The following is an 18,704-nucleotide window of genomic DNA, read 5'->3' on the forward strand; positions in this document are numbered from 1 at the left end:
ATTTATTGGTATGGATTGGCTGTCAGTCGGAATCGATATCCTCGGAGTACCCATCGGTGTCGCTGGTCTCGTGTACGCGCATATCGCTAATTGCAAGGCGAAGAAGTCCAACAGCATCGCTAAGCGGGCACTTCAAGAAGCCGCCGAATCGAATCGCATCGCAATACAGGCAAACAAGCTGGCTGAGGATGCGAACTCGGTCAGTGAAAGAGCGCTCCGAGTCTCTAGCGAGGACTTCGAGTACAACTGGGGATTCCGGATCGAAAACGATGGGGTTATCTGCATCTCCAGCGAAAGCTCCCACGATGCTGTTGACTTCACCTTGTTTGTTGAGGTTCAACACGCGGGCAAATCCATAGCTCCCGCTGATGCCCACTATCGGCACGTTGATAACGTGTCCTACGGTGCGCAACTGTTCTTCAAGCTTGAGAGCATTTACCCTCAGTTGATTCCCAAGGCGCGAGCCCAGAAGCGCCACATCGTCGCAATGTTCGGAGACAGCGTCGTATACAACGGCCGCAATCCCATCACCTTTGATGTCATTGCTGTCATGTCGTGGAAAACGCCCGGTGGTGGCGAGCGCGGTGGCACTATTAAGCGCCGCCTGAGCTGTCGCGAGGACAAGCTCGGAGCCATTGTCTTTTCTCAGGTTTCCTAGGTCGTTCACTCTCGTCCTCCCTCCTTTTTGCTTGTTGACAGTTGCTGCCCGGCACCTTCCCCAGCGCCCGGCGGGTTGAATCGTTAGCCAGCCAGCTAGCGCACGAGTTGCGTTAGGTCTTCGGCGAAGCGTTGCGCCTCCTCGATAGAGATATCGATTACGTTCGCTCCATGAGGTAGGTGCATCGCTAGTCGTAGATCATCGCGGGTGGCGTAGCGGTAAATCCTCACTCCGCTGATTGGACTCTTCATTTGGGCATCTGCTTGCGCATTCATTTAGATTCCTTCCTTTCGCTTGTCGACGGTTGCCCTGCCCAGCAGTTTCTGAGAGCTCAACTAGTGTTGATGTATGGATTTCGGAACAGTCTCGTCATGGGTAGCAGCCGGCATCTCTTTCGCTTCCGTAGGCGGTGCTGCTCTTTGGTCTTGGTGGAATCGGCCCTTGGTTGACTGGTCATTTACCGGGGAACTCTCCAATCCATCGAGAGACGAGAAACGGCTCATTATTTACGGGTCTTGCGGAAACTTCGGCGACGGCAATGCTCACCGTGTGAGCGTGTGGATTCACCGAGATGCCGAGTACCGCGAGCAAAAAATCGCAACTTCTCCTTTGCTGCGTCCAGGAGACTCCCTGGAATTCGAAACATCATTGCGCTTCGAGGACGTTTGCAATGCAGTCGTCTTCGTGCAGTGGACTCCGGCACCAATTCGTCGCCGCACTGAGCGCAGATCTGCGAGATTCCGTGTTGCTTCCGAATTCGAGCCAACTCCCTTCGTCGATTCGCTTCTCCGGAAACACCAATCCAGCCAGGATTAAATCTGCATCCGTATTGGCACTCGCCTCCCTTGTTCGACAAGTCGTCCACACGATCACTGGGCTGGAGCGACGTATCGCACGGCTTGAACGGCAGGTCGGCGAACATCCTGTCGACTAGGTCACTGTCCCATCGCGTCGACTGTGGCACTCGCAGCATTTGCGCGGTGGGACATTCCTTTTTGTTCTCACACATCTCTATTTCCTCCTTTCGCTTTTCGACGGTTGTTGCCTGGCACCTTCCCCAGTGCCCGGCGGTATTCGGTTGGTTAAAATTCCCGGTCAGGGGACGCTTCCCCGGAAGGGAGGTGATTAAGATGATGAACCTGTACTACGAAGGCCAAAACATCCTGCTTGATGAGAACGACAACGAAGAACTGGCGAATCTAATCAAGAGCAATAGATTCCCCGGTCTGATTGCTGTCTTTTTCGAAGGAAGAAGGCTCTATGTGAACCTGTCCGAACACGTCCCGTTCACTGTTGAGTTCAAGTAGTGCTCGTTGGAGTCGTTCATCTTCGATTGCAAGCGCTACTCCGAATGCGCCGGCTAGGCGTTGCGCGAGGGAAAGCGCCAGTAGTTTTCCGCGCGCGTCTAGTCGGCTAAGAGAATTCGCGACGGTGCCGCCGTCAGCCAAGTTTGTGCCAAGCGCGTTGAGTAGCCCCAGCATTGCGAGATCCGTTGTGGTTTGGTCTCGAAATATCCATGCCATCTTTGTGTTTCCTTTCATTCGCTTTTCGACGGTTGTTGCCTGGCACCTTCCCCTGTGCCCGGCGGTCGTGTCACGCTGGTTTAGTAACCTCCTCGATAACGCTTTTGCGTTGGAAAGGAGGTGATTGTCTTGGCTAAATCTGCTGGCAAGAGTTCTGGCAAGGTTCACCGCAGCGCTATTACAGGACGCTTCGTGAAGGCCTCTACCGCTGCTCGCCACCCGAAGACCAAGGCTTCCGAGACTCGGTCTAGGGGTAAGAAGTAGTTAGTTGCCCTGGTCGTGCTTCGTTGCGTCCAGGGCCTCCTGCACGATTACTGCCATCACATTCGCCAGAATTTCGTATTCGATGTGGATTCCCTCGCTGGCACCGTCTACATCGATGTTGATTCCTGTATCGGTGTCCTCGATATTGAGCTTCGCTACTTTTGCGCTCATAACTGCAATCTCCTTTTTCGTTTGTCGACGTTTGTTGCCCGGCACCTTCCCCAGTGCCCGGCGCGCCGTGGCGACTTACTGCCTTGCTGGTTAAGCGGCTTGATACTCGGTGCTGTAGGTGATGCGTCGGCGGTGGGTCGGGTCCTTGTAGTCGATGTCCGGGTAGACGGTTTGGTCTGGCCGGGGTCGCATAATTGCGATTTGTGGGACTGCGAGGATTTCCGCGGCACGCGCTAGAAGCACGTTTGTGAGCTTCTTCCGCCCCGCTTCGATGTTGCGCAAGTACGGTGTTGACACGCCTAGTTCCCTCGAAAAATCCGCCTGGCGCAATCCTCGGAGTTCACGGAAGCTCGCTAAAGCAGCGCCAACCTGTACCCAGTCCCGCTGTGCTACTGGTGCATTTGCATTTCCCAATTTGCTCACCTCCTAATTCCTCTTGGTTCCTATCCTCGATTCTTACCGTACAGGAATCTGTAGGAATTTAACAATGAACAAACCAGGAATCGGGGGGAATCTTGATGAATATGCACTTCAAATCGGAACAACACTACTGGAATTACCAGTTTGATTTTCCTGCCACCCAGGGGAAACAGTCGCCATATTCCAGGTTTTGATTCCTCAAAGTTCCTGCCACAATGGGGGTATGAAACTCCTCGGCAATGCAATGAAACAGCGACGTCTGGCACTCAACCTGACGCAGTCAGACGTGGCAGAGCTCGCCGGGGTAACGGTTCGAACAGTCGGCAAGCTTGAGCGCTCGGAAGCAACCAAAGTCAAAGCCTTGACTGCGGCCGGGATCGAACGCGCTCTGCAATGGGAGCCAGGAAGCCTCGACGCGATTAAAAACGGCGGCGGGCCAACGGAGTTACAACAGCCACCTGAGACGCCACCCGTCGTTAAGCAACCACTACCCCAGCCCGGCGCGACCGATGGTGTAGGTGAGCTGCGGCAGGCGATTCGGGATCTGGACTCGCTGCCGGGTTATGTGCAGCGGGTGGTGTTGGATCAGGCCGTGGATGAGCTGCCGCGGGCGATTGCTGCGTTGGATGATGAGCGGCGGGGGCGGCTGGTGCGGTACACGTTCGCGCTATGGGACGAGATGGGTGGTATGGCGTCTTCTGCTCTGCGTTTGGCGGTAACGCTCGGTGACGGTACGCGCGTGTGGGAATTCTGTGGTGATGGGCGCTGGGTGATGATTCGAAGCCTGTATGCAGAGCCGGGGCATGCTCCGTTTCCTGACCGGGCTGGCGGGCCGATGCCTAGCACGATGATTGAAGAGCGCTTTGGCGTGCTGCAGGAGCTGCCGCTTGAAGTTGTGGCGCAAATCGAGCAGGAGTCTGTCGGCCGTCGGATTGGCTCAGCCGAGATTCTGAGCACGTTCCACGACAGCACCAAGAACCCCACACGCGAGACAGACGTTGGTGACTTGCGCACCATGCACGACGGCAAGGCACATGATGATGCGCTCGACGCTACGGTGTTCGAATTCCCCGGGCCTGAATCCGCCCCGGCTGATACACATCTGGACTACGTTGCCAAGCGCGGCACCCCAGAACCAGAGGAGGGCGATGACGATTACGGAGACGGAGCTTGAACAACTCGCCGAATCCATGGGAATCACCGTGGAATACGACTACCGCAAGTCACTTCGTCCTGGCGACCTCGGCGGATACATCCACCACCGCCAGACAATCCTGCTCGACCCCACACTGGGCTCTATAAACAGGCGGTGCACCCTAGCCCACGAGTTAGCACACGCCATCAGAGGCGATACTCCAACCGGCAACCCGCACTTCGATGCCAGAGCGGAACGCGCAGCCGACCAATTAGCAGCCGAACTTCTCATTTCTCATGCCGAATACGCCACAGCGGAAGCGATCTACGGCGCTCACGATGGCGCTATTGCCCGTGAGCTCGGCGTCACTACCCACCTACTCGCTGTCTGGCGAGACACATACGAAAGACAGAAACAATGAAGTCGACAGTTCACCGAAGTCAACGGCGGCAACGTCGACGAACTGTGAGACTCATATGGAAACTCAGGTGAGAGGAAAGAATAATATCCATGAGCAATGAAGCTAGGGCTAGGAAGCCATTCATAGGCCGTGCAATGCCTCAGAAGACCGTGCCAATCAGCAAACTGGACATGGACTTACAGAACCCGCGACTATTCTCTGATGCTACCGACCAAACAGATGCCATGCGGCAAATGCTTGAAACAACAGGCGAAAAATGTATGCAGCTTCTTCGCGACATCACACGGGTTGGTCAACTTAGTAGTGCAGACTTGCCAATTGTCATGCCTGTCGATAATAGATTCGTCATGCTTGAGGGTAATCGTCGCCTCCTCTGCCTTCGACTATGGAAACGGCCAAAACTCCTGGATTCGCTAGGGAGCGTCGGTACTCAATACAAACGGCGTGTCGATAAGTACATTCGCGAATCTGACTTCAATGCGCCCCCGAGTATTCGGGTCGTAGTCGCATCCAATCGGAAAGAAGCCGACACCTGGATTAATCGCCGCCACGGGCTTAACAGTGATGGAACAGGCGCGGTAGAATGGGGAGCCTATCAAAAGGCTAGGCGCGAGGCGCAGCAGAATCCGTCTAAGGCTTCAAGGGGCTATGCCTTCGTATCGTTCGTTACACGTGACTTTGCCGACGACGTACAGCTTCAAGCAGCATTGCACAAACTAGTCGAGAAGAATTTCACCATTTTAGACCGAGTTTTTGGCGACGGCGATTTTCGATCAATATTTGGTATCGATTTCCGTGGCCTTGAAGTTGATTTGGAGAAGGGGAAAGAAGCAACATTCCCCGCTATACGACAACTCGTCTTAGAGCTTTCCATCATGAAAAAGGGAAGCCGAAAACTCGACGAAGCTGCTCAGCGAAAAGAATTTGCAGAACGAATCGCTAAACACCTATCCGATTCAAATGAACCCGGTTACACAAGTGCTCCCAGCAATAGCGCTTCAAGTACGAGTATAGGATCGCCTACCGCAAAGAAAGATTCACTAGACGAACCACCCTCAAAGGAGTCATCCAGCCCTCCCAAAACAGAAAAGCCAAAAATAAAGCGCCGTAATAGACGTGAGGCAGTGAAAGTTCTTCAAGGCCTCAGCTTAAACAGTTTCCCCGAGAGACTAGATCTCCTCGCTAATGAAGTAGCGCAACTCGACCTTGCGAAGTTTCCCGAACTTGGAGCAGCAACACTGAGAGTCCTCCTTGATTTGTCTCTCACCCACTTCTTATCAGTCTTTCCCAATGCAGAAACTAACGATAAGTCTGTGTGGGGAAAAACTCGCGCTGTAATCGAATTCCTCGATCCAGAGTGCGCAAGTTATGCAAACAAAGTTCAAAGTTGGCCTGAGATGAAGGAACTGTACAACCGCTGCAACGAGGAAAGCATGAAAGTGATTCAACTCGGTGTCCATTCCTCACAAATGCCGAATACAACTTCTGAAGCAAAAATTTGGTTCGACCGCATCGAGCCGCTGCTGGTGGCCATGAACGAGAAACTACGCAATAATACTGATTCATGAGGTATCTTTCACCGCTGCGCTATCCAGGAGGCAAAGCACGCCTAGCCCCCTACCTTCAGCGACTCATCACCGCCCAAACACCCCGACCCACGCACTACGCAGAACCATTCGCGGGCGGAGCAGGCGCAGCATTGAAACTTCTCACCGATGGCATCGTCGAAGAAATACACCTCAACGACCTTAACCCCGGCATCGCAGCCTTCTGGCGCAGCATCACCACCGCCCCAGAGGAATTCTGCGAATTGATTTCCGAAACCGAAGTGAACCTGGACGAATGGCACAAACAACGTGTCACCTACCTCGCAGGAGAGACAGGAAACGATCTCGCACTAGGATTCGCAACTTTCTTCCTTAACCGAACCAACCGCTCGGGAATCCTCCACGCCGGCCCCATCGGTGGCCACGACCAAAAAGGCACATGGAAAATAGACGCACGCTACAACAAGAGCGGTTTAATCACGCGTGTACAGCATCTCGCACAATACCGACACCAAATACACGTCACGCAGATGGAAGGCCTAGATTTCCTCGACTCCATCTCAGATCTAGGCTCCAAAGTATTCATCTACGCAGACCCTCCCTACGTTGTCCAAGGTGACGGCCTATACCTGCATGCCTTCGACGAAGCAGCGCACGTAGACCTGGCAAGCAAACTCGCAGATACACACGCACCATGGATGCTCACCTACGACGATGATCCCCGAATTACGGACATCCTCTATCGAAACGTGCGGTGCGCACGTTTCCCCATCGCCCACACAGCACATAAGCAACACATCGGAACAGAAGCTGTCATCTATTCAGACTCGCTCCACGTACCAGACGTACAGCTCACCAGAGGCCGAACAGCAGAGTGGGTAACTACGTAGACGCATATCGTAGACCCCTATGTTCCTCAACGTTTCCGTATAGTAGGCTTTGTCACGTCCCCAACAGTTTAACCAGAAGGCGAGGAGTGATGACCGATGACCAACCTGGAGTACATCATGAGCCGTCGCAAGACTCCAGTAATCGCCCGCTCGACGGACGGTCGAGTGATTCGAGCGACTCCGATTCACGACCCATCGGAAAACTTTCGGAAGGGCTGGGAACAGACAGGCACGGCTCTACGCAAAGCAATGGACCATTACGGAGCGATGACGCGATAACAGCCGAAGTAGTATCCGAAAACTCAGAAGCATTCGCCCGAATGCTTCAAATTCGGCAAGGTCCGCTTCCTCCAGCCGAGGAACTAGCCCGATACGAGCAAGCCTTCCCTGGAATTGCAGAACGAATTGTATGCATGTCCGAAGGAAGTATCTCTGCTGCGAATGCCGCCACACTATCCGAAGCTGAAGTGAATAACGCAATCGCCTACTCAATCCGCGAAGATGCAAACTCGCATCGCCGCGCTCAATGGATTTTTGCCGCGCTCACCGCAGCCTTGATTGTGGGTGCCGTACTAACTTCCGTCAGTGGCACCAGCGGCACAACCGCATTCGCATTCCTAGCCGCATTAAGCGGCTTAGGAGTCCTACTAGCACCGCGCGCGATGACTAGCTGGAGTAATAAAGACAAAGGCTCCTCACCGCAGGAGTAATCTCGCCGCAGGAAGGCGTTTGTCATGGCTACCGTCTCCTACTACAAAACGAAAAGCGGCCGACGCTGGCAAGTGCAATACACGAAACCAGATGGTTCACGCACCCGCAAACGAGGTTTCTCCACCAAAGCGGAAGCCCAAGCCTGGATAGAAGACCAAGGCGTCGCACAAAGAAAAGGCACGTGGGTAGATCCCGCTCTGTCCAACATCCCCCTATCCGAGCTATGGGATCCATGGATAGCAATCAAGAAAATGCGCCACGGCACCTCAACATGGAAGCCATTAGACTCTGCCTGGCGCACCCACGTCAAACCCCACTGGGGATTAACGCCTATTAACCAAATCACCACCGAGCAGCTACAGACCTGGATAGTAGACCTGTCTGAGAATAAATCCGTCACTATCGTCGAACGCTGCCTAGGCATTATCCGCGGGTTGCTCGACCTCGCCATCACCAACAAACGCCTCACCACAAATCCGGCTACTGCCGTGCACTGCCCGGCGCGGAAGCGGCCGAAGCAGGTGTTCTTGTCTTTGGAGCAGTTGGAGGCGCTGGCGTCGAAGTGCTCGGACGATAAGAAGGCGTTGGTTTGGTTGTTGGGCACGTCTGGTTGTCGTTGGGGCGAGGCTGTGGGTTTGACGGTTGGTGATGTGAATCCTTTGCGGGGCCGTATTTCGGTGACTAAGTCTGCGTCGACTGTCGGTGGCCGGGTTGTGGTTGGAGCGACTAAGGGGCGTCGTGATCGTGTGATTGCTGCGACGCCGGCTGTTTTTGAGCTTTTGGTTCCGCTGATGGCTGGGAAGAGTCCTGATTGCCTGTTGTGGGAGAAGCGTGGTGGTGGGCATTTGACTACGCCGTCGAAGCGGTCGTGGTGGCATTCTGCTGTGGATGCGTGTGTTGCTGAGGACAGTAGTTTTCCTTCTTTGCTTACTCCCCATGATTTGAGGCATACTGCGGCGTCGTTGCTTATCTCTAATGGGGCTTCTGTAAAGGTCGTTCAGGCTCAGCTTGGGCATGCGAGCGCAAAGGAAACACTGGATATTTACTCTGGTCTTTTTGACGAAGATCTTGATTCAGTGATTGATGCTGTTGGTCGTGCGCAGCGTGCTGCTGGGTCCCGAAGAAAGAACAAGGGTGAGCCAAAAGTGAGCCAAAAAGCCGACTAAACTTCCATATCCTGCATATATACGGTCGTGCCAGAGGTTCGATTCCTCTCTGGGGCACAATGTGAAGTCTCGAGACATCGTTCCAGTTATGTCTCGAGGCTTCTTTGTTTTCTGATGACCGGCCACTACGCCCCCTCCTGAGAACACATCGCCCAACGCCCTTCAGCAACACTTGCATTAGGCTTACCTAATCGAATGGCATGTAGGCTTCCGCCAGTACATAACAGCCCAAAAACTTGTTGAAGGACAGTGACAACTATGGCTGACCTAGCTAAAGCAGCACCGAAGCGTAAGCCCCGTAAGGCACACGAGGCAACAGTTACTGGACGTCGCCAGCTCTCTCCAGACCTTGTTCGTTTGAGCATGAGCTCACCTGCATTTGTGGGCAAGGAGCTGGAGTTTACCGACCATTACATCAAGTTACTGTTTGTGCCAGAGGAAGCTGATTACTCCTGGCCGTTCGATATTGCGCAAATTCGCGACGAACAACCGCGAGATAAACTGCCAATCACCCGCACCTACACTCTGATTAATCTAGACTCCGAAACGGGCGACTTCGATGTCGACTTCGTCGTCCACGGCGATTCCGGCCTGGCTGGGCCTTGGGCACGCGTAGCTGAAGTCGGAGACAAGCTTGGCTTCTTAGGACCAGGTGGCGCGTGGGGGCCTGCAGCAGAATATGAACACTTTGTACTCGCCGGCGATGAGTCCGCAGCACCAGCTATCAGCGCCGGACTGAAGCACCTCCCAGAAGGCACGACTGCAACCGCATACATCGAAGTCGAAGCCGAAGATCGCAAGTTTGAGCTCCCAACCCGAGAAGGCGTGGAAATCCATTGGGTTCTCCGCAACGGCGCAACCCACGGCACAGAGCTATCCCGCACGGTGCGCGAGGCGGGTATTCCAGAGGGTAAGAAAACTAGCTGGTTCATCCACGGTGTCGCCGAGATGATTAAGGAACTGCGTCGCTTCCTCTTCGTTGAATCTGAGGTCCCGAAGAAGGACGTTTCAATCTCTGGCTATTGGCGTATCGGCATGACTGAAGACCAGTGGCAGTCCTCTAAACGAGAATTCAACGCTGAGGTTGAGGCCGAAGAGGAAAAAGCCAGGGCCTAACGCTTGCTCGAACGCTAGCGCTCGCTACGCCCTTTTTCAACAACGACGCGTTTTCCTGCCAACCAGTCGAATGGGTGCCAGCGGCAAACAGCAACCCAAATCATCAGGACACCAAAAAACAGTTCAACGATTGGCTCCAAATCCGTAAGAAAGAAAATCATCAACAATAGGTAGCAATTACGTACCGCCGCCTGCCAACCTCCGCGCCAAGAATCGTCTCCTGACTCGAGCTCCGATGTTCCCTCTGGCTGGGCGACTTCGAACGGAGTCGCCCCAGAGTCTACTTTCCACGCTGGCGCAACGTGTAGCAAAAATGTGCTTTTCCCAAACGTCTGTTCACCGCGTGCCTCTGCAACCACGCGCACAAAGAAAAAGACAACTGGGAAAATGGCACCATACAAAATTCTGAACTCTGGCGGGCTCGGCAGCGCCCAGCTCGCCGTGGCTGCTTCCCACGCAAGTTTGCCAAGTGCCACAATGATGGCAACAAAGATTCCGACAAGGAACGAATCCAGTATCCACGCACCACTGCGCCGAGCGAACAAATCCGCATTACTCTTTACGGAGAATCGATTCGAGATGCGCTGTTTCATGGGGCACACGCTATCAAAAATCACTTATAGCTTCGCAGACGAATTCTCTATTCTTGCCGCATCCGTTCTGCCACGATTAGAAGCTTCCAGTAGGAAAATCGAAAAGTCGACTGTATAGTTTCCGGTTGAATCAACCTATCTATTGGATGCCAGCTCCTTCCATGCCAGTAACTCGGCAAGTTCCCCTATAGCTGGCGCCCCCAGTGGTTTTTCAGGAGACGCCGACCCAGAAAGCCGAGAATTAAACCACGCGACGCAGGCCCGAGAAGCCCAGAAAGTGAGATGGATGTGAATACACGAACTCAGCTGTCAACCGTACAGCACCCTCAACTCACTGCCCGTCGGCGCAAGCACCGCCGGGACCTGGCGCTGGCCTGCTGCTTCCTCACCTTCGCAGCCACGGCCACCAGCTGCGCCAACAGTGAAAACGAAGAGGTCACGGTGACGCAAGCTTCGTCGTCAAACTTGCTTACTACGGTGTCGACGACGAGCTCGCCGACGACGACGGGACCAAAGGTTCGAGAAGGCGGTACGCCGCGCATCGGGCAGCTGTGCCCGAACCAGACCGGCGAAATACGAATGAGCGCCAACGGCCAGAATCTTGAATGCGCACAAGTCGGCGAGCAGGAGGTGTGGACGGTGCTGCAGCAAACCCCCGCAAACCCGACATCGCAGCAAATGTGGATCTCCACTACTTCGACGACCTCTGAGCCACAGCCTCAGGAACCTGAGCCGACGACTCCGAGCGAGAGCACAACGGAGACAAGTGAGGCGGAGAGCTCGACGAGCTCTGATGCTTCCACGCCGCCCACTACTTCAACGACTCCGACAACCTCCGGCGAACCGACAGAATCGGAATCGGAGCAAGCAGAGCAGCCAAGCGAGGATAATCAGGGACTGTCCGGTCTGTTCCGCTAGCTTTGGCTCGGGAACGTTTAGCTCGGACGGCGAGGTTCGTCGACTCGGGGCTCCGTTGGGTAAGGTGCGCTAGCTCGCCCTAAAACACCAAAATCCGCTGCAACAATACTGCAGCGGATTTTTGTTATTACAGAATCGCTCAGGCTGTGGCAAGCCTGAACGAAACTTCGGCTCGCCACAACGCGGCCGAACAAGCGGACTCCCCTACTTGCGGTGACGGCGGTTGTAGAACGGCGTCGGCACGACGGTAGCGGTAATGTCGGCGCCTTCAACGGTGAACTCAGTGCCAGTGGAGGACTGCCAACGCTGAACGTATGCAAAACCGATGGGGTGGCCCAAAGTCGGCGACACCTTGGCGGAAGTCAGCACACCAACCTCGTTACCTTCCGCATCAATGAGCTTGGTGCCACGCTTCGGAGCTTCATCACCGGAGAAACGCAGACCAACCAGCAGCTCCTTCGACTGCGGACGGTTAATCAGGGCATTTCGCCCAATAAACTGCCCCTTGGTCGGCCCCATGATGGACTTCAGGCCGGTCTCCAACGGAGTGCGGTCTCGAGTCAGCTCGTAGCCATAGAGCGGCATACCGGCCTCAAGACGCAGGGTGTCGCGACAGGCCAGACCACACGGCAGCAGGCCGAGGTCAGCGCCGTTGTCAGCCGGATCCTCCGGATTTTCCACCTTGCCACCTGCTGCAATGATTGCACGCCAGACCTCGACGGCGCGGTCAGCCGGCGGGAAGATCTCGAAGCCGTCCTCACCGGTGTAGCCGGTTCGGGCAACAATCATTTCCACACCTGCGACCTCGAGCAGGGTGCAAGAGTAGTAGTTCATGCCATCGAGAGTCGCGTGCAGATCCTGCGGCAGCAGACGGCGCAGAAGCTTCGCAGCCTTCGGCCCCTGGATGGCCAGGAGCACATTCTTATCATTCATGCGCTCAACCTCGACGTTGTAGCCACCAACGCGCTCGCGCAGCGTCGAGTACACATCTTCAGCGGCTGCGGCATTCTGCACCAGCATGAATTCGTGACTACCGAGACGGTAAATGATGAGGTCATCAATAATGCCGCCGTCTTCCTGCACAATCATGGTGTACTTGGCACGGCCCAACGCCAGCGGCTTGATTGCCGAAATCAGGGAGTGTGCAAGGAACGCCGCCGCATCCTCACCAGTGACGCGGATGATACCCATCAGCGACAGGTCGAAAACACCAACGGCCTCACGCACTGCGTTGTGCTCTGCAATTTCCGAAGAGTAGCGGAACGGCACTTCGTAGCCACCAACATTGCGCATCTCTGCGCCAAGGCTTACGTGCTCATCATGCAGGGCGCTACGGAAAGAATTGTTGTTCTCAGAAGCGCCAGAATTGTCAGTCATACACACTCCAATTATTGCGGTGGGGCAAACCAGATTGTTACCTTCCCACCTTATATCTAAGACTCCGCGCTCGCTTCCGCGAGTCCCTGCGGAGCTAGCGCAACCGGCCCGTCCATTAATTATCATGCACTGATTCGCATATGCTTGACGACGGCCCCGCGCCCACGACAAAGGCCCCGCTACCAGTGACGATAACGGGGCCTCTGCTTTGTCTATTCGGTTAAGTGAGCTTGGCTGAGCTGTTCGGGCAGTGTTGTCAGCCAAGGGCTCAGTGGTTATTAGTGATCAACCGCAGCCTCGGTGCCAACACCGGTCAGGGAGCGAACTTCCATCTCAGCTGCCAGGTCATCGAAGTTATCCGGCTTACCCATGTAGGTGGCGATAATGCCAGCCAAGAACGCAAGCGGGATTGCGAGCAGACCCGGCGAGGTCAGCGGGAACCAGGAGAAGTCAACAGACGGGATCATCGAGGACTCAGCGCCGGAGACTGCCGGGGAGAAGATAATCAGAACCAGCGAGGCGATGACACCGGTGTACATGGAGGCAACTGCACCTGCGGTGTTGAAGCGCTTCCAGAACAGGGACATCAGGATGGTCGGAACGTTTGCGGATGCGGCCACTGCGAAGGCCAGTGACACCAGGAAGGCGACGTTCTGCCCCATGGCCAGGATACCGAGGATAATGGAGACAACACCCAGCACGATAACGGTGATGCGGGAGACGCGAACCTGCTCGGCTTCCGTTGCCTGTCCCTTGCGGATCACGGCCTGGTAGAGATCCTGACCAACGGAGGCGGAGGCGGTAATTGCCAGACCGGCGACCACTGCCAGCACGGTAGCGAACGCCACTGCGGAGACCACTGCCATGAAGATGGAGCCACCGATTTCGAAGGCCAGCAACGGAGCTGCAGCGTTGGCTCCGCCCGGGGCGGCGTTGATGCGATCCGGACCGACGAGTGCAGCTGCACCGTAGCCGAGCACCAGGGTCAGCAGGTAGAAACCACCGATGAGGATGATTGCCCAAGTCACGGACTTACGAGCTTCCTTTGCGGTCGGCACCGTGTAAAAGCGCATGAGCACGTGTGGCAGACCAGCGACACCGAGCACCAGTGCCAGGCCCAGAGAGATGAAGTCGAGCTGCTGAACGAAGGAGCCACCGTACTTCAGACCCGGCTCAAGAATGGCGGAGGCTTCGTAGCCCTTTTCGGCGATGGCGTCGGAGCTCGCGTGCATGTCCACTGCGTCCTGCAGGAGCTGGGAGAAGTTGCCCTTAACACCCACCAGGATGATCAGGGTCATGATGATGACCGCACCGACCAGCAGGACGGCCTTAATCATCTGCACGTAAGTCGTGCCCTTCATGCCACCGATGAGAACGTAGGCGACCATGATGATGCCGACGACAGCGACAACGATGGACTGCTGAGTGGAGTCGTGAATGTTGAGCAGCACGGCAACCAGGGAACCTGCACCGGCCATCTGCGCAATGAGGTAGAACAGGGTCACTGCGAGAGTGGAGATAGCAGCTGCGGTACGGACCGGACGCTGCTTAAGACGGAATGACAGCACGTCGGCCATGGTGAACTTACCGACGTTTCGCAGCGGCTCTGCAACCAGCAGCAGCGCGACGAGCCAAGCGACGAAGAAGCCGATGGAGTATAGGAATCCGTCGTAACCAGTCAGCGCGATGGCGCCGACGATACCCAGGAAGGACGCAGCCGAGAGGTAGTCACCTGCAATGGCGAGACCGTTTTGGGTACCGGAGAACTGTGCACCACCGGTGTAGAAGTCAGATGCTCCCTTATTTCCGCCCTTACCCACCCGAGTAACGATGAACATGGTCGCAACAATGAAGGCGACGAAGACCGCGATGTTGAGAATCGGGTTACCTGCTGCTGCAGTGTCATCTGCAGCAAAGAAACTGGTCAGCATGTCTTATGCCTCCTTCTTTGCAACAATTTCAGCGATTTCGCCACTTTCCATTGCCTCGCGCAGCTCTGCCTGCATCGGCTCGAGCTTCTTGTTGGCGAAGCTAATGTAAACCCAGGTGATGGCGAAGGTGGTCACGAACTGGAGCAGACCAAGGACGATACCCAGGTTGATGTTGCCCAGTACGGGAGTTGCCATGAGGTCCGGCGCAAACGTCGCAAACAGGACGAATGCGATGTACCACACCAGACCTGCAACGGTCATCGGGATGGCGAATGAACGGAATGTAGAGCGGAGCTCTTGGAACTGCGCTGAGTTTTGCACGTAGCGGTACTCGGCCGCCTGTGGCTTATGCCGGTCTGTCGGCAAAGGAGTTGCGGACACGGGCTAATCCTTTCCAGGAAGTTATGCAGGTGTTCGTAATGAGGTTCAGCACAGCCACCCCTGGGGTGTGCCATGCACCACACTTTTCATTATGTGTTGAAACAAAGTTACCTGGAACACAGTTAGCAAAGAAGTTAAATGCGACTAACTACTTCTCAGCGAGCCTTAAGGCACCCCCAAAAACGCCATTACCTGCATACTTGAGGAGACCTTTTACTACCCCCATTTACGCTGTTGTGCTCGTATTCTCCACTTCTTCCGGCAATGGCCTACTCTGACGCCACCACCACAGCGCCTCAATAATGGCCGCACCGATGGCGCCCACAATCAGCGCGGGAATCAACAGCTCCTGCCCCACCCAGTACAGATTAAGCACCGAAGCCACTGATCGAACCGAGAAGATGAACAGGTAGGCTCCCGCCGACACCGCCAGCAACAACACCTTCCACCAGGTGTATGGCCTAGCCACGACCACCAAAACCCAAAATGCTGAAACGATCAGCACGATGAGTGTCGCAGTCGATGCCTCCCCTCGTGCCACATCGCTGGCGCCGACTCCCGGGTTTGCCCACAGCCAAAACATAAAGGTCAACAGGCCTACCGTAATGCCGGCCGGTATCGCTAGACGCAACACGCGCCGCACAAAACCATCGCGCGCACGCTCCCAGTTAGGAGCCAACGACAGCACGAAGGCCGGGATTCCAATCGTGAACCAGCCTGTAATTGTTACGTGGATTGGCTCGAAGGGGTAATCCATCCCCCACAGCCCCACAGCCAGCGCCAACACCACCGAGTAGATGGTCTTCGTCAAAAAGAGGTTGGCCACGCGCTCGATATTGCCAATGACGCGACGGCCCTCCGCCACAATCATCGGCATTACGGCGAAGCGATTATCCAACAGCACCAACTGCGCGACCGAACGTGTTGCCGGCGCCCCATCGCCCATGGCCACGCCCAGATTTGCCGCTTTCAGTGCCAGCACATCATTGACACCATCACCGGTCATCGCCACATGATGGCCGCGCGACTGCAGCGCATGGACCATATCGCGCTTGTTCTCCGCCGTAACACGACCAAAGATCTGCCGCGACTCCACAATGTCCGAAAACTCGTCGCGAATCTCGGCGCTCTTAGCTTCGCTACCATCATCGCGGCTCGCCGGAAGCTCAGAGGCATCGACAGGATTGTTAGCGCCCTCCATTTTCAGCTCACGTGCAACAGCCCCCACAGAGCGGTCATTGTCACCAGAAATGACCTTGACCTCAACACCTTCTTCATAGAAGTAGGCCACCGTCTCCGCTGCATCTGAGCGCACCTTCTGCCCCAGCACCGCAAGCGCGACCGGTTCCAACTCCACCGCCTCGCTCTTCCGCAGCGCACCTCCGGGCAGGTCATCGGCGCCAACTGATGTCCGCGCGAGCAGGAGTACACGGAGCCCTTCCTCCATAAGCTGCCGAGCTTTCTGCATGCCGACCGCGGAGTCGTCGACAAGCACATCGGGCGCGCCGAAAACCCACGTCACACCGCCGTGATACGTCAGCGCCGACCACTTATTCGCTGAAGCGAAGGGGCGGGTTTCGGTCCGCTCATGCTTTACGACGTCCCCTGCGTCCGCAAGCCCATCGAGTAGTGCGCGAGCCGTTGCGTTGGGGCGATCGTCAAGCTTGCAAAGATTGATGAGCGCGGAGTCGACCTCATCGCGGGTAGTACCGTCACCCGATACGATATCGACTTCCACAAGCTGCATCGCGTTTTCGGTGAGTGTGCCGGTTTTGTCGACGCACACGGTGTCGACACGCGCGAGACCTTCGATGGCGGGCAACTCGTTAACCAGCACGCGACGCCGCCCCAAACGCACCACACCAAGGGCAAACGCGATGGTGGTCATGAGGACAAGCCCCTCAGGGACCATGGGCACCAGCGTGGCGACCATCGCCAGCAGCGCATCGTTGAGATCATCGCCAGCGACAAAGAGTTGAGTATAGATTGCTAGGGCACCGACGGGAATGAGAATCCAGGAAATATAGGTCAGGATCTTGTTGATACCGCGGAAGAGCTGGGAATCAGTAAGCGTGAACTTGTTGGCCTCAGCTGCGAGCTTGGCGGCGTAAGCCTCCTTGCCCACTTTGGTGGCCTGATATCGCGCCGACCCCACCACGACCGAGGAACCCGAGTAGACCATGTCCCCAACGCTTTTATCGACAGCATCGGATTCACCGGTGAGAGAGGATTCATCGACGGCCACGTCAGAGGCGTAGCGGAGAATACCGTCAACGACGATTTGGTCGCCGGGGCCGACCTCAATGAGATCGTCGAGGACGACGGACTCGCGGTCGATCTCGCGAGCCGGCTCCCCATCTCGGATGACCAGGGGCTTCGCGCGGCCGACAATGGAGAGCTTGTCCAGCGTGTATTTGGCGCGCAGCTCCTGGACTATGCCGACGATAGAGTTGGCGATAATCAGCAGACCAAAGGCACCGTTGACGATTGAGCCGGTATAGAGCACGACTGCAAATAACACAGCGAGAATACCGTTAATCCGGGTAAACACATTGGCACGGATGATGTCCCACACACTGCGCCCGGATGTTGGAGGCAGCTCGTTAACGTGCCCCAACTCAATGCGTTGCTGGACCTGCTGTTGAGTAAGACCGCTGTCGGGAGTTTTCCACGAACCCATGACTGCCTACCCTATTCGCCTAATTGCTGAACCTATTCGACCTATTTGCCAATGAAATTCGGTTCGCGCTTTTCAGCTCGCGCCTTCGATGCCTCCGCAGCATCCTCGGAAGCCCAAACTGTGTCGTAGAGCTCCTGCTGGTCGTCCTTCAACGGGCTATGTGTCTCATCGTCGTTGAGTACCGCCTTGTGGTAGGCCAGCGACAGTGGTGCGTAGGTGGCGACACGGAGCGCTACCTCCTCCGCCTTGTCCGGACCACCGAGGTAGGAAGCCAGACCGCAACCGCGGGCGGCTTCCTGATCCATGCGCTCGGCCGCCAGCAAAATAGTGCGGGCACGAGCACCGCCGACGAGTACGCGTACGCGGCGAATCGTCCAGGCATCGACAGCGATACCGAGCTTGACCGGCGGAATCATAAACCAACCGCGCTCGCCGACGACGCGCAGGTCAGCTGCCATCGCCAGCTGCATGCCGGCTCCGACAGCTGGCCCCTGCACATCCGCAATAACCACCAGACGGCTGGCCTCAATTGTGCGCAGCATCCGACGTAGCTGCTCATGGAAGGAATTTTCGTGGTGCTGACCGCTCAAATCGGCACCAGCGCAGAAAGCGCGGCCTTCGCCGCGCAGCAGGATAACGCGCTGCTCTGGAACCTCAGCGGCAGCTTCCACCGCATCGGCAATCTCACGGCACACGTCGGCAGTCAGGGAGTTGCGCTTATGATCTCGATCAATGGTGATAGTGACAATCGCGCCGTCAGCTTCGACGCGGATTTCAGATGCTGGGTTCGTCATAGCATTTA

At 55.9% G+C, this 18,704-nt stretch carries 22 protein-coding genes and 1 pseudogene; 14 read left to right on the plus strand and 9 right to left on the minus strand.

The genetic code is table 11. From position 1 onward, the window contains the following. Window positions 1–10: 10 nt before the first annotated feature. On the plus strand, window positions 11–658 hold the full coding sequence (locus tag HMPREF2708_RS10600) for a hypothetical protein (protein ID WP_053412735.1): 648 nt from the start codon (window positions 11–13) through the stop codon (window positions 656–658). 95 nt (window positions 659–753) lie between these two features. Here the strand turns inward: HMPREF2708_RS10600 and HMPREF2708_RS10605 are convergent, their stop codons facing one another. Then, entirely contained in the window at window positions 754–933 is a 180-nt protein-coding gene (locus HMPREF2708_RS10605; protein ID WP_053412736.1) for a hypothetical protein, read from the minus strand. 73 nt (window positions 934–1,006) lie between these two features. Between HMPREF2708_RS10605 and HMPREF2708_RS11070 the strand changes: the two genes are divergently transcribed. The 3 genes from HMPREF2708_RS11070 to HMPREF2708_RS11380 all read left to right on the plus strand — a co-directional run bounded on the left by HMPREF2708_RS11070 (window position 1,007) and on the right by HMPREF2708_RS11380 (window position 2,445). Beyond that, complete coding sequence (locus tag HMPREF2708_RS11070; protein ID WP_141762951.1) at window positions 1,007–1,474, plus strand: hypothetical protein; 468 nt, start codon at window positions 1,007–1,009, stop codon at window positions 1,472–1,474. A 314-nt stretch (window positions 1,475–1,788) separates the two neighbouring features. Beyond that, on the plus strand, window positions 1,789–1,965 hold the full coding sequence (locus tag HMPREF2708_RS11135; protein ID WP_168168113.1) for a hypothetical protein: 177 nt from the start codon (window positions 1,789–1,791) through the stop codon (window positions 1,963–1,965). A gap of 345 nt (window positions 1,966–2,310) precedes the next feature. Further along, on the plus strand, window positions 2,311–2,445 hold the full coding sequence (locus HMPREF2708_RS11380; protein ID WP_256380896.1) for a hypothetical protein: 135 nt from the start codon (window positions 2,311–2,313) through the stop codon (window positions 2,443–2,445). On the opposite strand, the gene HMPREF2708_RS11140 is transcribed toward HMPREF2708_RS11380, so the two are convergent. Both HMPREF2708_RS11140 and HMPREF2708_RS10620 read right to left on the minus strand, forming a co-directional pair. Beyond that, entirely contained in the window at window positions 2,446–2,616 is a 171-nt protein-coding gene (locus HMPREF2708_RS11140) for a hypothetical protein (protein WP_168168114.1), read from the minus strand. It lies immediately after the preceding gene. Window positions 2,617–2,706: 90 nt separating this feature from the next. Further along, window positions 2,707–3,039, minus strand: coding sequence for a helix-turn-helix domain-containing protein (locus HMPREF2708_RS10620; protein WP_070834202.1), 333 nt, complete (start codon window positions 3,037–3,039; stop codon window positions 2,707–2,709). 220 nt (window positions 3,040–3,259) lie between these two features. Here HMPREF2708_RS10620 and HMPREF2708_RS10625 point away from each other — a divergent pair, with 220 nt between their 5' ends. From HMPREF2708_RS10625 to HMPREF2708_RS10660, 9 genes and pseudogenes are all read left to right on the plus strand, one after another. Continuing rightward, window positions 3,260–4,210, plus strand: a complete 951-nt coding sequence (locus HMPREF2708_RS10625) for a helix-turn-helix transcriptional regulator (RefSeq protein ID WP_070834203.1) — start codon at window positions 3,260–3,262, stop codon at window positions 4,208–4,210. Further along, on the plus strand, window positions 4,185–4,592 hold the full coding sequence (locus HMPREF2708_RS10630; RefSeq protein WP_070767534.1) for an ImmA/IrrE family metallo-endopeptidase: 408 nt from the start codon (window positions 4,185–4,187) through the stop codon (window positions 4,590–4,592). The genes HMPREF2708_RS10625 and HMPREF2708_RS10630 overlap by 26 nt, the downstream gene beginning before the upstream one ends. A gap of 89 nt (window positions 4,593–4,681) precedes the next feature. Further along, window positions 4,682–6,160: a hypothetical protein gene (locus HMPREF2708_RS10635; RefSeq protein WP_070834204.1), complete on the plus strand. Its 1,479-nt coding sequence runs from the start codon at window positions 4,682–4,684 to the stop codon at window positions 6,158–6,160. Beyond that, window positions 6,157–7,029: a DNA adenine methylase gene (locus tag HMPREF2708_RS10640; RefSeq protein ID WP_070767536.1), complete on the plus strand. Its 873-nt coding sequence runs from the start codon at window positions 6,157–6,159 to the stop codon at window positions 7,027–7,029. The genes HMPREF2708_RS10635 and HMPREF2708_RS10640 overlap by 4 nt, the downstream gene beginning before the upstream one ends. 96 nt (window positions 7,030–7,125) lie before the next feature. Then, window positions 7,126–7,308: a hypothetical protein gene (locus HMPREF2708_RS11145; RefSeq protein ID WP_053412745.1), complete on the plus strand. Its 183-nt coding sequence runs from the start codon at window positions 7,126–7,128 to the stop codon at window positions 7,306–7,308. A gap of 41 nt (window positions 7,309–7,349) precedes the next feature. Further along, a pseudogene (locus HMPREF2708_RS11455) lies at window positions 7,350–7,442 on the plus strand (DUF2335 domain-containing protein); the annotation flags it as partial. Then, a complete protein-coding gene (locus HMPREF2708_RS11150; protein WP_070834205.1) occupies window positions 7,443–7,739 on the plus strand; it encodes a hypothetical protein in 297 nt (98 codons plus the stop codon). A gap of 24 nt (window positions 7,740–7,763) precedes the next feature. Beyond that, window positions 7,764–8,906 carry a tyrosine-type recombinase/integrase gene (locus HMPREF2708_RS10655; protein WP_070834206.1) on the plus strand — a complete coding sequence of 381 codons (1,143 nt, stop codon included), beginning with the start codon at window positions 7,764–7,766 and terminating at the stop codon, window positions 8,904–8,906. A gap of 258 nt (window positions 8,907–9,164) precedes the next feature. Then, window positions 9,165–10,022, plus strand: coding sequence for a siderophore-interacting protein (locus HMPREF2708_RS10660; protein WP_070834207.1), 858 nt, complete (start codon window positions 9,165–9,167; stop codon window positions 10,020–10,022). Window positions 10,023–10,036: 14 nt separating this feature from the next. Here the strand turns inward: HMPREF2708_RS10660 and HMPREF2708_RS10665 are convergent, their stop codons facing one another. Next, window positions 10,037–10,615, minus strand: coding sequence for an RDD family protein (locus HMPREF2708_RS10665; RefSeq protein ID WP_070834208.1), 579 nt, complete (start codon window positions 10,613–10,615; stop codon window positions 10,037–10,039). Between the two features lie 282 nt (window positions 10,616–10,897). On the opposite strand from HMPREF2708_RS10665, the gene HMPREF2708_RS10670 reads away from it, so the two are divergent. Continuing rightward, the gene (locus HMPREF2708_RS10670; RefSeq protein ID WP_070834209.1) at window positions 10,898–11,533 is read left to right on the plus strand and encodes a hypothetical protein; all 636 of its coding nucleotides are present in this window, start codon (window positions 10,898–10,900) and stop codon (window positions 11,531–11,533) included. Between the two features lie 204 nt (window positions 11,534–11,737). Here HMPREF2708_RS10670 and gcvT read toward each other — a convergent pair whose 3' ends face one another. The 5 genes from gcvT to HMPREF2708_RS10695 form a co-directional block, all read right to left on the minus strand. Further along, window positions 11,738–12,910 (minus strand): glycine cleavage system aminomethyltransferase GcvT, encoded by a 1,173-nt coding sequence (gene gcvT / locus HMPREF2708_RS10675; protein ID WP_070834210.1) that lies wholly within the window; start codon window positions 12,908–12,910, stop codon window positions 11,738–11,740. A 278-nt stretch (window positions 12,911–13,188) separates the two neighbouring features. Beyond that, window positions 13,189–14,841 carry a solute symporter family protein gene (locus tag HMPREF2708_RS10680; protein ID WP_070834211.1) on the minus strand — a complete coding sequence of 551 codons (1,653 nt, stop codon included), beginning with the start codon at window positions 14,839–14,841 and terminating at the stop codon, window positions 13,189–13,191. Between the two features lie 3 nt (window positions 14,842–14,844). Further along, window positions 14,845–15,222 (minus strand): DUF485 domain-containing protein, encoded by a 378-nt coding sequence (locus HMPREF2708_RS10685; protein WP_070834212.1) that lies wholly within the window; start codon window positions 15,220–15,222, stop codon window positions 14,845–14,847. Between the two features lie 226 nt (window positions 15,223–15,448). Further along, entirely contained in the window at window positions 15,449–17,902 is a 2,454-nt protein-coding gene (locus HMPREF2708_RS10690; RefSeq protein ID WP_070834213.1) for an HAD-IC family P-type ATPase, read from the minus strand. 41 nt (window positions 17,903–17,943) lie between these two features. Next, the gene (locus HMPREF2708_RS10695; RefSeq protein ID WP_070834214.1) at window positions 17,944–18,696 is read right to left on the minus strand and encodes an enoyl-CoA hydratase; all 753 of its coding nucleotides are present in this window, start codon (window positions 18,694–18,696) and stop codon (window positions 17,944–17,946) included. Window positions 18,697–18,704 lie beyond the last annotated feature (8 nt).

This window comes from Corynebacterium sp. HMSC073H12, assembly GCF_001837775.1.
GTDB classification, from domain to species: Bacteria; Actinomycetota; Actinomycetes; order Mycobacteriales; family Mycobacteriaceae; genus Corynebacterium; species Corynebacterium amycolatum.

Coding starts and splice junctions, on each gene's coding strand:
- HMPREF2708_RS11150 (WP_070834205.1), top strand. CDS start 7,443: ATGTCCGAAGGAAGTATCTCTGCTGCGAATGCCGCCACACTATCCGAA.
- HMPREF2708_RS10690 (WP_070834213.1), bottom strand. CDS start 17,902: ATGGGTTCGTGGAAAACTCCCGACAGCGGTCTTACTCAACAGCAGGTC.
- HMPREF2708_RS10680 (WP_070834211.1), bottom strand. CDS start 14,841: ATGCTGACCAGTTTCTTTGCTGCAGATGACACTGCAGCAGCAGGTAAC.
- HMPREF2708_RS11140 (WP_168168114.1), bottom strand. CDS start 2,616: ATGAGCGCAAAAGTAGCGAAGCTCAATATCGAGGACACCGATACAGGA.
- HMPREF2708_RS11070 (WP_141762951.1), top strand. CDS start 1,007: ATGGATTTCGGAACAGTCTCGTCATGGGTAGCAGCCGGCATCTCTTTC.
- HMPREF2708_RS10660 (WP_070834207.1), top strand. CDS start 9,165: ATGGCTGACCTAGCTAAAGCAGCACCGAAGCGTAAGCCCCGTAAGGCA.
- HMPREF2708_RS10695 (WP_070834214.1), bottom strand. CDS start 18,696: ATGACGAACCCAGCATCTGAAATCCGCGTCGAAGCTGACGGCGCGATT.
- HMPREF2708_RS10665 (WP_070834208.1), bottom strand. CDS start 10,615: ATGAAACAGCGCATCTCGAATCGATTCTCCGTAAAGAGTAATGCGGAT.
- HMPREF2708_RS10605 (WP_053412736.1), bottom strand. CDS start 933: ATGAATGCGCAAGCAGATGCCCAAATGAAGAGTCCAATCAGCGGAGTG.
- HMPREF2708_RS10630 (WP_070767534.1), top strand. CDS start 4,185: ATGACGATTACGGAGACGGAGCTTGAACAACTCGCCGAATCCATGGGA.
- HMPREF2708_RS10635 (WP_070834204.1), top strand. CDS start 4,682: ATGAGCAATGAAGCTAGGGCTAGGAAGCCATTCATAGGCCGTGCAATG.
- gcvT (WP_070834210.1), bottom strand. CDS start 12,910: ATGACTGACAATTCTGGCGCTTCTGAGAACAACAATTCTTTCCGTAGC.
- HMPREF2708_RS10655 (WP_070834206.1), top strand. CDS start 7,764: ATGGCTACCGTCTCCTACTACAAAACGAAAAGCGGCCGACGCTGGCAA.
- HMPREF2708_RS10600 (WP_053412735.1), top strand. CDS start 11: ATGGATTGGCTGTCAGTCGGAATCGATATCCTCGGAGTACCCATCGGT.
- HMPREF2708_RS10670 (WP_070834209.1), top strand. CDS start 10,898: ATGGATGTGAATACACGAACTCAGCTGTCAACCGTACAGCACCCTCAA.
- HMPREF2708_RS11135 (WP_168168113.1), top strand. CDS start 1,789: ATGATGAACCTGTACTACGAAGGCCAAAACATCCTGCTTGATGAGAAC.
- HMPREF2708_RS10640 (WP_070767536.1), top strand. CDS start 6,157: ATGAGGTATCTTTCACCGCTGCGCTATCCAGGAGGCAAAGCACGCCTA.
- HMPREF2708_RS11145 (WP_053412745.1), top strand. CDS start 7,126: ATGACCAACCTGGAGTACATCATGAGCCGTCGCAAGACTCCAGTAATC.
- HMPREF2708_RS10625 (WP_070834203.1), top strand. CDS start 3,260: ATGAAACTCCTCGGCAATGCAATGAAACAGCGACGTCTGGCACTCAAC.